At 34.6% G+C, this 13,403-nt stretch carries 13 protein-coding genes and 2 pseudogenes; 11 read left to right on the forward strand and 4 right to left on the reverse strand.

The window, feature by feature from the left end:
* The first annotated feature begins 517 nt into the window (after positions 1-517).
* Positions 518-883: a YgzB family protein gene (locus ABU914_RS14450; RefSeq protein ID WP_379670412.1), complete on the forward strand. Its 366-nt coding sequence runs from the start codon at positions 518-520 to the stop codon at positions 881-883.
* 35 nt (positions 884-918) lie between these two features.
* On the opposite strand, the gene perR is transcribed toward ABU914_RS14450, so the two are convergent.
* The gene (gene perR, locus ABU914_RS14455) at positions 919-1,359 is read right to left on the reverse strand and encodes a peroxide-responsive transcriptional repressor PerR (protein WP_379670413.1); all 441 of its coding nucleotides are present in this window, start codon (positions 1,357-1,359) and stop codon (positions 919-921) included.
* A 385-nt stretch (positions 1,360-1,744) separates the two neighbouring features.
* On the opposite strand from perR, the gene ABU914_RS14460 reads away from it, so the two are divergent.
* The 6 genes from ABU914_RS14460 to ABU914_RS14485 all read left to right on the forward strand — a co-directional run bounded on the left by ABU914_RS14460 (position 1,745) and on the right by ABU914_RS14485 (position 8,353).
* The gene (locus ABU914_RS14460; protein WP_379670414.1) at positions 1,745-3,034 is read left to right on the forward strand and encodes a glutamate-1-semialdehyde 2,1-aminomutase; all 1,290 of its coding nucleotides are present in this window, start codon (positions 1,745-1,747) and stop codon (positions 3,032-3,034) included.
* 85 nt (positions 3,035-3,119) lie between these two features.
* Entirely contained in the window at positions 3,120-4,190 is a 1,071-nt protein-coding gene (locus ABU914_RS14465) for an FUSC family protein (RefSeq protein WP_379670415.1), read from the forward strand.
* Between the two features lie 253 nt (positions 4,191-4,443).
* Complete coding sequence (locus tag ABU914_RS14470; protein ID WP_379670416.1) at positions 4,444-4,617, forward strand: hypothetical protein; 174 nt, start codon at positions 4,444-4,446, stop codon at positions 4,615-4,617.
* A complete protein-coding gene (locus ABU914_RS14475) occupies positions 4,608-5,555 on the forward strand; it encodes a polyprenyl synthetase family protein (RefSeq protein WP_379670417.1) in 948 nt (315 codons plus the stop codon). The genes ABU914_RS14470 and ABU914_RS14475 overlap by 10 nt, the downstream gene beginning before the upstream one ends.
* A gap of 142 nt (positions 5,556-5,697) precedes the next feature.
* Positions 5,698-7,785, forward strand: coding sequence for an ATP-binding protein (locus ABU914_RS14480; protein ID WP_379670418.1), 2,088 nt, complete (start codon positions 5,698-5,700; stop codon positions 7,783-7,785).
* The gene (locus tag ABU914_RS14485) at positions 7,760-8,353 is read left to right on the forward strand and encodes a response regulator transcription factor (protein WP_379670419.1); all 594 of its coding nucleotides are present in this window, start codon (positions 7,760-7,762) and stop codon (positions 8,351-8,353) included. Before ABU914_RS14480 ends, ABU914_RS14485 begins: the two co-directional genes overlap by 26 nt.
* Positions 8,354-8,426: 73 nt before the next feature.
* Here the strand turns inward: ABU914_RS14485 and ABU914_RS14490 are convergent.
* The 3 genes and pseudogenes from ABU914_RS14490 to ntdP form a co-directional block, all read right to left on the reverse strand.
* Positions 8,427-8,693, reverse strand: a pseudogene (locus tag ABU914_RS14490) (transposase); the annotation flags it as partial.
* A gap of 192 nt (positions 8,694-8,885) precedes the next feature.
* The gene (locus ABU914_RS14495; protein WP_379670420.1) at positions 8,886-10,643 is read right to left on the reverse strand and encodes an ABC transporter ATP-binding protein; all 1,758 of its coding nucleotides are present in this window, start codon (positions 10,641-10,643) and stop codon (positions 8,886-8,888) included.
* 134 nt (positions 10,644-10,777) lie between these two features.
* Positions 10,778-11,305, reverse strand: coding sequence for a nucleoside tri-diphosphate phosphatase (ntdP, locus tag ABU914_RS14500; RefSeq protein ID WP_379670421.1), 528 nt, complete (start codon positions 11,303-11,305; stop codon positions 10,778-10,780).
* Between the two features lie 264 nt (positions 11,306-11,569).
* On the opposite strand from ntdP, the pseudogene ABU914_RS14505 reads away from it, so the two are divergent.
* From ABU914_RS14505 to ABU914_RS14520, 4 genes and pseudogenes are all read left to right on the forward strand, one after another.
* A pseudogene (locus ABU914_RS14505) lies at positions 11,570-11,812 on the forward strand (protein rep); the annotation flags it as partial.
* Between the two features lie 81 nt (positions 11,813-11,893).
* Positions 11,894-12,568, forward strand: a complete 675-nt coding sequence (locus tag ABU914_RS14510) for a hypothetical protein (RefSeq protein ID WP_379670422.1) — start codon at positions 11,894-11,896, stop codon at positions 12,566-12,568.
* Between the two features lie 21 nt (positions 12,569-12,589).
* Positions 12,590-12,823 (forward strand): hypothetical protein, encoded by a 234-nt coding sequence (locus ABU914_RS14515; RefSeq protein ID WP_379670423.1) that lies wholly within the window; start codon positions 12,590-12,592, stop codon positions 12,821-12,823.
* 72 nt (positions 12,824-12,895) lie between these two features.
* Positions 12,896-13,186 (forward strand): hypothetical protein, encoded by a 291-nt coding sequence (locus ABU914_RS14520; protein WP_379670424.1) that lies wholly within the window; start codon positions 12,896-12,898, stop codon positions 13,184-13,186.
* Positions 13,187-13,403 lie beyond the last annotated feature (217 nt).

The following is a 13,403-nucleotide window of genomic DNA, read 5'->3' on the forward strand; positions in this document are numbered from 1 at the left end:
TTTTCGCTTGGCGTTTTGTTTAGTTTTCAAAGAACGAAGCGATGACTTAAATGATCATCTTTGGTGCCTTGCCCCGAGAAAGCTTACTTCGTTTATAAGCTTGTAGACGCAAAGGTAAATCAGCTACTTAGTAGCCTTTTTCTTCCACGCCACTCCAAATGGCGACTCTTTAATCATAACATGTTCAGGTTACATCTGTCAACAATTAATCTTATTTCTATGTTGTCAACGATGTTCGCTTTCTTACGGCGACATTTTCTACTATAACACGGAGCTCCATAAGCGTCAACCTATTTTTCGCTTTTTGTTTTCAATTCACGAATCATAAAAATTTCATTACCTATATAATAGCCCAATTAAAAAGAATAATTTTTGTTGCAGAACGTTCATTTTAAAATTGTAGCGTATTGAACGACTTCATACATATGTATTTGTTTTTAATACGATTTCAAAATTATGCTATACTTAGAACGTACAAATCATCGTTTGATTCGGAAAAGCTTTAGGAGGCAGATTTGTGGCTATTAAATATTCGAACAAAATTAACAAGATAAGAACATTTGCATTATCGCTTATTTTTATAGGTATCGCTATTATGTACATTGGCATCTTCTTTCGGACGTCAATGCTTGTTATGTCGTTTTTCATGATCGTTGGGTTTCTAGCAGTATTATCGAGTGCACTTGTTTACGGTTGGATTGGGATGTTATCGACAAAAGCGGTCCAAGTAACGTGTCCTTCGTGTAATAAAGTTACCAAAATGCTCGGACGCGTAGATGCTTGTATGTACTGCAAAGAACCGCTTACGCTCGATCCTGAATTAGAAGGAAAAGAGTTTGACGAAAAATACAATCGTAAAAAAGGATTCATGCAAAAAAGCTGAGGACTTTTTATCGTCACTCAGCTTTTGTCACTCTCTTAATGCTTTGAAGCGCTTTGACAGTCGGGACAAATCCCATATACTTCCATGCGATGTTTTCCCACTTTAAATCCTGTCACATATTCTGCGACGGATTCAACTTCGTCTAATCCAGGGTAATGAAAATCTCTAATGTCGCCACACTTTTCACAAATAATGTGGTAATGATCTGTCGTAACATAATCAAAACGACTCGATGAATCACCATATGTCATTTCATTAACAAGTCCTACTTCTTTAAAAACGCGCAAATTATTATATACTGTTGCAACACTCATATTAGGAAATTTACCCTCTAATGCTTTATATATTTCATCAGCAGTAGGATGAGACATTGATTTAATGAGATATTCCAAAATCGCATGACGTTGCGGTGTAATCCGAACTCCTGAACTTTTCAGTTTGTCAACCGCTTCATTTAGATCTGATGACATCGTCATGCACCTCTCCTTCTTCTATAGATACATTCTCTTATTATAATGTTTATAATTAGTTTACCTTTTTTAAAAGGCAATTGCAATCATTGCATTTTGAAACTATCTTAAATCTCTCCTAGTATTATTAATTAATATCCCCTGGATCATAAAACGTTACAATATCATCATAAAAAAATACACGGACCAAAAGCCCGCGCTAACATTCCGTTTGAGGTATAATCATTACGATATTGTATGCGGGTATAAAAATTTCCGTATAGACTGTAGCCTTTCATTTTTACATCAAAAATGATAATTACAATGCTCTTATCTAATATGTTAAAATTCAAATTCAACATGTTAATGTAGAACTACATGCGGTTACGAATATAACAAGGAGGCAAAACTCATGCTAAATAGAACAAATTCACAACGATTACATGAAGAAGCACTACAACATATTGTTGGGGGTGTAAATAGCCCATCCCGATCATATCAAGCAGTCAATGGCGGTGCCCCTACATATGTGAAACGAGCGCAAGGTGCTTACTTTTGGGATGTTGATGGAAATGAATATATTGATTATTTAGCTGCTTATGGACCGATCATTACTGGGCATGCTCATCCGAAAATTACTGCAGCGATTCAGCATCAAGCAGAAAAAGGTGTCTTATACGGAACACCGACGGAATTAGAAAATGAATTTGCGATTACTTTAAAAAATGCAATACCTTCATTAGAAAAAATTCGTTTCACTAACTCAGGAACAGAAGCAGTGATGACGACCATTCGAGTTGCTAGAGCATACACGAAACGAAATAAAATTATTAAATTTTCTGGTTGTTATCACGGTCATTCCGATCTTGTACTCGTTGCAGCTGGTTCTGGCCCCTCAACACTTGGTACACCAGATTCAGCTGGAGTTCCAAAATCAATTGCCGAAGATGTCATTACTGTACCTTTCAATAATCTTGATGCGCTCAAGGAGGCTCTATCACGTTGGGGCGATGAAGTTGCAGCTGTTCTCGTCGAACCAATCGTCGGCAATTTCGGTATCGTATTGCCAAAAGAAGGTTTTCTTGAAGGAATTAATGAACTTGCTCATCAGTATGGAGCACTTGTCATATACGATGAAGTCATTACCGGCTTTCGTTTTACATACGGAAGCGCCCAACAAATTGTCGGGGTCGAACCAGACATTACAGCACTTGGAAAAATCATTGGGGGTGGACTACCGATCGGAGCATACGGAGGTAAAAAAGAAATTATGGAACAAGTCGCGCCGCTTGGGCCAGCGTACCAAGCAGGAACGATGGCAGGAAATCCATTATCAATGGCCGCTGGTCTAGCTTGTTTGGACATTTTAAAAGATCAATCTGTTTATGAACGAATGAACAACCTTGGGAAAAAACTTGAAGACGGTTTGCGTGCACTAGCGACCAAATATAACATCCAAATCACAATTAATCGTCTGAAAGGTGCGCTTGCAGTCTTCTTCACTGATATCGATGTTACAAATTATGCAGAAGCTGAAAAAAGCGACAGTGAAAAGTTTGCCACTTTTTTTAAGCTTATGTTAAGTCAAGGAATTAACCTTGCTCCATCAAAGTACGAAGCATGGTTTTTAACAACAGAACATACAGATAAAGAGATTGATAAAACGTTAGAAGCTGCTGAATTTTCTTTTCGCTCAATGTGATGCTTTTTCTTGCCATTTTGTGTAAATGAAAGTATAGTACAAATCGATAATATAAATTTATATGAAAGGAACCATCATTTAACGAATGAAATTTGGGGCCCGTATTTTTAAAACTGGTATCGCCGTTACACTCTCGTTATATATTGCTATGCTCCTGAACTTAGAACCAGTAACATTTGCCGCTGTTTCTGCAGTTTTTGCTGTTCAGCCGTCTGTTTACCGTTCATTCCAAACGATCCTTGATCAATTTCAAGCGAATATCATTGGTGCGATTGTTGCGATTGTATTCACACTTGCTTTCGGAAACGAACCATTTGTCATCGGTCTCGGAGCTATTTTAATTATTGCAATTAGTATTAAGTTGAAAATGGAAAAAACGATTCCACTTGCTGTCGTAACGCTCATTCTCATTATGGAATCATCAACGGACGGAAACTTTTTTCTATTCGCTTTATCACGACTAGGGATCATTATGATCGGTGTTTTAAGTTCTTTCGTCGTCAATTTACTATTTTTGCCTCCGAAGCATGAGACGAAACTATTCCAAAAAATTATAACGAACACGGAATACGTAACACAATGGTTGAGATTAATTATCCGACATGATGCCGAACACATTGCATTAAAAGATGATATTCAAAAATTACGTGAAGAAATGATTGATACGAACAATTTCTACAAACTATATAAAGAAGAAAGAGATTATTTTAAAAAAAACGAATATACGAAAGGGCGAAAGCTTGTCGTATTTAGACAAATGATTACAACGACCGAAAAAGCGATTGCTGTACTAAAAAACCTTCATTTTCACGAACAAAGCATTTTAGATTTACCGGAAGAAATGAAAGAGCTTCTACGAGAGCAAATCGACTATCTAACCCAGTTCCACGATCGCACACTTTTAAAATATAGCGGCAAAGTACGTCACGAACCTTCAGAAGAATTTCTTGAAGAAATCGATAAAGGCGAAAAAGCTTTAACTGAACAGCTTATCGTTTATAGCGAAAAGAAACGACTTAACCAAGAAGATTGGACAGAACTTTTCCAAACGATCGGTCTGATTATCGGTTACAAAGACCAACTTAAACACCTTGATTTGCTAATTGATAGTTTGTATACGTATCACCCGGAAGAAACATCACAAATCGATAAATAGAACTAATCCTTGGCCCTCTTAAAATATTAAAAAGGGCTTTTTTTATTAGTTCTAAGTTAGTTATTAACCTTTCTTTCTCTAACGAATAAAATTGAGATTTTCTATGAAGTAACGGAATACGAACGTCTCTTTTGTCATTTTTTGCAAAAAACCTTAAACTCTACTTGCGGTAAATACCTATTTTTGATTAAATGCGAGATTTTCTGAACTTTTTGATATATAATAAGGAAAAATATTCTAGGAGGTATATATTATGCATAAAGAACTATGGAATGTTGTTAAAAATCTATCTAACAACAATGAGTCTATCAATAGTTTTGAGCTCGCTTTGGCAAATCATCAATTATCAGCTGATGTGTTTGAAACAGTGAAAGATCACTACAACAAAAGCGCTGAAATTGAGACAAGATTACCTCCATGGATTTAATGCAACAAAAAACGAATCAGACGAAAGACATACAAAGATTTCTAAAAAGTTACCTTTCGAAAAGTCATTTTGATCAAGAAATGATTGATCAAATATTTAACTTATTGCATGCGAAAGGGAAAATTTTTAGCAAACAAGAAAATAGTTTTTCTTGGGGCCAATTTTACTTGCACGTATGCTCATTAACTTTTAATGAGCATACGTGCAATCATTCTTTAATAGCCAATGCTGGAGCTATTGAACTCCTCATTTTAGCCACTGATATTATCGATGAGATTGTCGATGATGATGACGGTTTTATGAGTACGATGACACTCTCTGAAGCGATTACAATTTCAAACGCTTTGTTAATGGATGCATTTGATCTTCTTCTTGAACACGCACCTAACAACACTCATGCTAGATTTTCAACTCTTTTTAAACAGTTAAAAATTGCTTGCAATGGGCAATGGAAAGATTTTAAACTCGTTGTTTCTGAAACAATTCCTTCTGAAGAAGATTATTTTCAAGTTATTGAACAAAAATCCGCATCATTAATTCAACTTGTCTGTTCTTTAGCAAATCCGTCTAACCCACAACGCTTATCTCGAATCGCAATGAATATCGGGATAGCAGGTCAACTTAAAAACGATGCAAATGATATTTTTATAGACTCTAAAACAGACTTAAATCATAAAAAAGCAACATTGCCTGTAATTAAAGCGATAGAATTTAGTTTAGAAAAGGATAACGGTGTATTACTTCATAAATATCACAATTTAACTGAAGGTGATACCGAATTAAAAGAAGAAATAAGAGATTACATTCGTAAAACGGGAGCACAAGATTATTGCATCATCCTTTCAAAACTATATATAAAAAAAGCAATTGAAGAGCTTTGTGAAACATTCCCAAATAAACAAACTGAAATAGAAAGAGTACAAGATTATCTCAGTTAACAGTTGGAAGCATAGTTTTCTTCCAGCTGTTTCTTTTTCACTTACGGAAAATACCTATCTTTACATGCTTTTCACCATAAATTCGCAATAATAGGCTATAATGAAAGAAATATTTTTTTATAAACAGCAGAGGTCATTAACGATGAAGAAAAGGATTTATCCTAGTTTATTAATAGCTTTTTTTACAAGTATTAATATTTATAGTATTAGTCAGATTATTTCAGCCAAAATTATTCCCGCTGACTACATCGTCGTTTTAATTGGGTTCGTTTATTTAGCTATTGGGATTTATAGCTATAGACAACAGCCATATACGAAAGTAATGAAACATTATTTGTTTCTCATGTTTGTCTCAGCTTTGGCAATTTCCTTATCAGTCCCTTCAAGTTTAGGTGTTCCGTTAACGAGAGAAATTGAAGTTGTTACTGTTTCATTCGCACCATTTGTTTTATTAAACTTTTTCGAATATTTCCCGCGCACAAAAAGACCAAAAGCGTATAAACTCATACGCTTCGTTACACTCATCTTTTCATTAGTAACAATCGGATTGTATTTTATCTATTTAATTAGTAGCTTTCCAATACTAAATTCAATTTACCATTTTACAGCTATTATAAACATAATGCTAAGTGTGGTCACTTGTTGTATTGTATTATTTCAACACTTAAAATACAATTCGACAAAAATAAGAAATCAAATTACAATTTTAATTTATGGTATTTTTGTGTCATTCGTGCCAGTCCTATTATTTAGTTTAATTCCAGAATACTTTTTTAATTTAACAGCTGTTCCTTTTCAATATAGTTTAATCAGCATCATTATGCTTCCGATTACACTATCGTATTTATTTAGTAAACATGCGATGGTACACTTTCATATTAACATTAAAAGAACGATCTTATATGCTATTTTGTTCATTTTATGTTCTCTATTATTTTATGTCTCTAGTTCTAGGATACTTCATATTTCGTTGAATCAAGCTGTTTATCTTAACGTTTTATTTTTATTTGGGCTTATCGTATTTTACATTGGACAGCAATTTATTGAAGCATTATTTCGGCAATCTTGGAACATGAAACTTCAAGATTTTGAAACGGAAAAACAAATGATTTTTCATCAATTTCTTAAGAGCAAGCATATGGAGCAATGTGCAAAGCTAATAACTAAATTTATCGAAAATACAATAGAAGTTGACGGAGTATGGATTATATGGAAGCAAAATGAAATCCCCGTATCTCTGCATCAAACGGGAATATTTACTTCAGTTGAATTAACCGATGTTTTCGAAAAAATAAACAAGGAGCAAGAGAAAAACATTATAACCTATCCCAATCAAACGTTTCTCACCTATCCATTGATATCAGATCATAACGTTGTAGGTTGGATTTTTATAGGGCGTGAAAAAGGAATTACTAGTTTTAGCAATGAAGATATCGTACAAGTTAAAAAAATTCTTTATGATTCAACACAATTGATTTCAAGTGCTCAAACACTGACACACCTTGAAAAGCACTTACAAAAAAATCAAGAGCTTTTTAATGCATCAAATCAATTTAATCATGTCCTTTTAAAAGAATTGGAAAATAAAGATAAATTTCTCTCTCAGTTTCTGCACGACGAAGTATTACAGTATTTAATTTTTTTATCTAATAAAATTGATTTTTTACACAAGCAAGAGCAAATTGATACAAAGGCAAATGAAGAACTTAAAAATTACTTAAAAACTGTCATCCATGACATTCGAGAGATGAGTCACCATTTACATCCTGCGATTGTTGAAGATTTAGGACTCACACTTGCACTTAAAGCTATGAAAAGAAAGTTAGAGGAAAATCACAATATTCAAATTGAATTGGACAATCATTTATCGGATTATCGAGTATTAACTAAAGAACTGTCCATTCAAATTTATAGCATCATTAAAGAACTCGTACACAATGCCATTAAGCACTCGTCTTCAGAATTCATTTCTATATTGCTTCAAGAAGACCAATTCAGCCACCTATTAAAAGTAACTGTTGAAGACAATGGTGTTGGGTTTGACATTCAAGATACTTTTGCACGTATTGCTGACAGCAATAGTATTGGATTAATCACTGTTCAACAACGAGTGAACCAATTACAAGGTGTGCTAGAAATTAAATCAAAACCAAATTTCGGAACTTCAATTGTGATTACAGTTCCAATTGAATGGGGTGAATCGAATGAAAATCAAAGTATTATTAGTTGATGACCATTTAATGTTTATGCTTGGAATTAAACAATTGCTCGAAGGTGAGAAGGATTTAACGATTCTCAGTATCGTTGATAATCCTCCTGATCTTGATAAAATCATTAAAAATGACAAGCCCCATGTTATTGTCATGGATATTCGGATGAAAGATTATAATGGAATCGAATTAACAAAAAAGATCACAAAAATTTATCCGGAAATTAAAATTATTATTTTATCTGGTTACAATTATGATGAGTATATGAAGGCTGCTTACGAGGCAGGAGCTTATGCATTCATTTCAAAAGAAAATTCGGCACATGAACTTGCAAATGCAATTAGAGAAAGCCATAAAGGCAACAAACTGATCGTTGAAACAAAAGAAAAGCAATTATTAACAAATACAGAGTTAGAAATACTTAAACTCATTTCACAAGACAAAACAAACAGCGAAATTAGTGAAATTCTCATTATCAGTAAACGCACTGTCGAGCATCATGTATCCTCGATTATTAATAAACTTAGAGTTGACTCTCGAGTCGGTGCCGTCGTCAAAGGAATGAAATCAGGGCTTATAAACTTTTAAAAAGCTCCACAGCTGGATCTTTTTTATAGGTTCTAAGTCAAGTGTTAGGGTGAAGTGAAGTTTCACTTCACCCTTATTCAATAAAAACTCCAATATCTTTTATTTGATGTGACAATAAAATCTTTTTACGGAACCGATCAAATCTCCGATATTCGTATGCATTACGCTTCAACACTTTGATAGTGTTGTTAATCCCTTCAAGAAAACCATGACTATCTCCAAATATAAAGCGGTTTAAGATTTCTTTCGGCCAGTTTTTAAAAGTTTTGATAACGGACTGAAACTCGCCTACGTTCTTTTCATTCACCAGGTCATAGAAGCGGTATAATCCTTCTTTTACTTCTTCATGACTTGAATCTGTACCCTATTTTGCTTTTGTAAATCACTCAAGGTATGCTTTTTTTAATTCGTATGCGGTTTGTAGCTCAACAGATCATTCAAAATAACGTTCAAGCGGTCACGAATTAACTCCTTTATTGATTAGCACTCATTTCCAACTGAAAAAAGGATCCGAATGGTTCACTCAGATCCTTCATACTTCCAATTGTTGTACTTGAAAAAGCTCATAATAACTGCCACGCTTTACCATAAGCTCAGTATGTGTTCCGATTTCTTTAATTTCACCGTGCTCGATGAGAACGATGCGGTCAGCATGTGTAATTGTTGAGAGCCGATGTGCGACGATAAATGTCGTTCTCGTTTTCGCAAGCTTTTCGAGCGCTTCTTGGATAAGTGCTTCACTTTCTAAATCAAGTGCAGACGTGGCTTCATCAAAAATTAAGAGTGGTGGATTTTTCAAAAAAACTCGTGCAATTGCAATTCGCTGCTTTTGACCACCAGAAAGTTTTACCCCTCGTTCACCGACCGGTGTGTCGTAGCCTTGTGGAAGTTGTTCTATAAAATCATGTGCGTTTGCTGCTTTAGCCGCTTCAATCATTTCTTCATCAGTTGCATCCGGGTCTCCCATTTTTATATTAAATTTCACTGATTCGCTAAACAAAATGTTATCTTGCAACACCATCCCTATTTTGTCACGCAAGCTCCGAACTTTATAAGCGCGGATATCCGTACCGTCAATTAAAATTCGACCGTCTGTCACATCATAAAAACGTGGAATTAAACTAACGAGTGACGACTTACCACCTCCGCTCATTCCGACAAGTGCGATTGTTTCACCTGGATTAACGTCAAGCGAAACATTTTTCAACACTTCGACATCATCTGCATTATACGAAAAAGAGACGTTATCAAAAGTTACACGACCCCGAACGTTCATCAATTCAACAGCTTCTTCGGTATCTTCAATATCATATTTTTCATCGACGAATTCAAATACGCGATCCATCGAAGCGATGGATTGTGTGAGCGTCGTTGATGAGTTTACTAATCGACGCAACGGATTGTACAGCCGATCCATGTACGTGACAAATGCAACCATTGCACCGATTGTCAGTTGTCCATCAATAACGAAATAAGCGGCAACACCGATAACGAGAAGTGGCGCTACGTCTGTAATTGTATTCACAGCAGCAAATGTCTTCGCATTCCAAACTGTATGATCGATCGCTTTGTTGAGAAAATTTTTATTCCGTTCGTCAAATTTTTCTTGCTCATGATCTTCGAGCGCGAAACTGCGAATTACAGGCATGCCTTGAACACGTTCATGCAAATGCCCTTGAACTTCCGCTAACGCTTGCGAACGTTTCCGCGTTAACATTCGTAAACGCTGATAGAAATACTTAACCGCAAATCCATAGAAAGGTAGCAAACAAACCGCAACGAGTGTTAACCAGACATTCATCGTTAGCATAATGATGACGACAATCCCGATCGTAATAAGGTCGAGCCAGACGTTCATTAACCCAGTGATGACGAACGCTTTTGTCTGTTCCACATCGTGAATAACCCGAGAAATAATCTCTCCTGCTTTATTATTCGAATAAAAACGCAAGCTTAATCTTTGAATATGATCAAAAAGTTGCTTTCGAATGTCATACAAAATTTTACTTCCCGTCCACTGAGCAAAATATTGACGGTAATACTCAATTGGTGGGCGTAAAATAACAAACACAAAAAAAGTAATCCCCATTACCCATATGAGTTGTTCAATTTTATCCGAAGATGATAAATCGGCTCCAATAATATCATCAACAACATATTTTAAAAGTAAGGGAATTAAGAGCGGGATTCCAAATTTTAAAATTCCAATAACAATTGTAATTGCAATTTCTTTTTTATAAGGTTTGACAAAAATTAAATAGCGGCGAATGCTTCCCAAAAAAATCACCATGCTTTCAAATCATATGAATATACGCACCACCTGCTATACTGAATTGAAAGGATACAAGCCGTTTGCAGATATGTAGTGATTCATACAAGAAAATGAAGCTAAATCAAAGCTTGCTTAGTCTTTATCGAGTTCACTTACCGGTATAACAAATATTGATCATACCAGTTATCGATAAATGTTGGAGCGAATGGTCCTTTCCGCTGGTTAATCCAACTTTTTATTTCTGCGAGATGATTGTGCAATATCGTATCAAGTACTTTCGGATATTCCATCAATTTCGCATGTTCTTCATACTCATCTTCGTCAAGAACTTCATACGTCATATCAGGAAAAACTTTCACATCAAGATCGTAATCAATATATTTTAACGCTTCACGATCCCATGTAAACGGGGAACCCATGTTACAATAATAATAAATGCCATTATCCCGTATCATACCGATTACATTAAACCAATGATGTGCACTAAAATAGCAAATCGCTGGTTCTCTCGTTTGCCACTTCCGTCCATCTGATTCCGTTACAAAGATCCGGTCATTTCCACAAATGATTTCCTTTGAACTTGCAGATAAAACGATTGACTCTTCCCATACACGATGAAGAGTTCCGTTATGCTTATAACTTTGAATTTCAATTTTCGCCCCTATAGTGGGAAATTCCATCATATACTCCTTTCTACAGATTTTTAACCGTTAAAATAAAAACAGTACAAATCATTTTTATGAACATGAATCATCCTTATCGATATCTTTCTTATTATAACGCTTACGATTTATTTTTGAAAGGAATCCAAAATTTTAACAGCCATGAAGAGTAAATTTATATCTCTTACTCTTTGATGATGGGAAAATCACTTATCCATAGTTGTTGATTTTTACCAGTTGGTCTCCCTCTTTTTTGAGTCGAAATGAACCGAATTTCTGTTGGATTTTATGACAGATGATGAAGAAAAAAACTTGAAACGCTTATCCGATTTGGAAGAGGGTTTATACCGAAAACGATTAATTTCGTACGGTGGACTGCTGAAAGAAATTCATAAAAAATTAAATTTAGATGATGCCGAAGATGGCGATTTGATTCATACAGATGATGATGAAAAAGCCGACGAAGATAGCTATTCCATCATTGCCATGTGGAACTGGGAGCGTAGGAATTATTTTATAAAATAATAGACTGGAAATTATTGTTTAATTATAATTAACGTGGTAAGTTAAAAAATATTTTTATCAAAATTTAAAGGGGTGTTTAACATGAAGTGGATGAAAAATGCTTTTATGTTTTTTTTAGCTTTTATTTTAGTTTTTTCAACATTGGGAACGTCAGGATTGTCTAGTGTGAAAGCTTCTGAGTTAAAAAATGATAAAGAAAGCGTTAACCAAAATGATGATTCTAACCTTGTGATTTTAGAAGATGGTATTTTAATAGATGATAAATTTTATAGTCCAGAAGAGTTTGAAGAATACTTGAAATCAGCCGAAATTGTTGTATTAGATGATGTTTATGATAATGATGGTTCATCTGTTCGACCTTTCTTTGCATTAGCTCCTGCTATTTATTTCGTTCCTGGTGTGGGACAAGTTACATTACTAGCGACTGGTGCAATAGTAGTTGGCGGGGTAACAATCAAGGCTGGAAGCTGGTTGTATAAAACTGTTTCCAATTATTTTAATGATCCAAAAAGGGTAATTTCTTCTAATTACGGGATACCGAAATCCTTGTTAGATTCAAAAGGAAAAGTAAAATTGGGTTCTTTTAAGGATAAGCATGGTAATACTCCTCTTAATAAAAAATCTGGTACTTTTAAAAATGGAAAGTGGTCAGTAGAAAAGGATACAGCGGGGCATGGCGGACGTGCATGGAAATTAAAGAAAAGTGGAAAGAGAAAAGCATCTTTAAATAAAAACGGGAAAGTTTTATCAAAGTGATAAGTGGGAGTGAATTTATTTATGAAAAATATGATTTTTAATGGTTTTACACTTAAGTATCATAAGTCAATTAATGTTTATGTTAATGAGGAAATGAAACGAGTTATTTTTATTTCCAAAAATAATGATGAAATACATGGAATGCTAGAGTTTAACGAGAGTAATAAAGTTAAAATACATCCTAGGTGGAATGTAAACTTTTCAGTAGAAAATACAGAAGTTATTATTGACGTTAATTATAGTGAAGATGAATAACGAAAAAAATAAAAGAGTAGCATTTCGCTACTCTTTTTTTATGGTGAACTGGGTAAAGTTGGCCGTCCATCTTTGGGAATAACAAAAAAAGTTTCGCTAACTCTTTCACAAGAAAATTGGGAATGGTTAGATGAAAAAGCGCAAGGAAATCGTTCAAAATTTTTACGTGAAATTGTTTGGAATGCGTTAGGAAATGAAAACGAATGGAGCAATCAAGCGTATTTAGGTTATGCGATTGCAGGGGCAAAAAAGCTAGGCTATGATGATGAAAAAATACATGAATTGGTGCGAGCCATTTATGGCGAATTTGATACGAAATCTGTTCCCGAAGCAGAGGATATTTATAGGGAATCTGATTATTAAGTGCTTGATATTGTAACAAGTGAACGGTTTATGACGGAAAAATAAACGAAGTCTTTTTGTGTTAAAGAAATCCCCTGCTATACTTTTGTGAGCCAATCGGCTGTAAGTTAGTTTTAAAGCTTTTGACTTTTTAAATTGTAGATAACTCAAGTTTCCCTTTTTTTCTATCACATCCTTTGGTACAATAAAACCACTAGGTAAACCGAATTTGAATCGG

The sequence above is a fragment of the Pueribacillus sp. YX66 genome (assembly GCF_041725775.1).
Taxonomy (GTDB): domain Bacteria; phylum Bacillota; class Bacilli; order Bacillales; family UBA6769; genus Pueribacillus.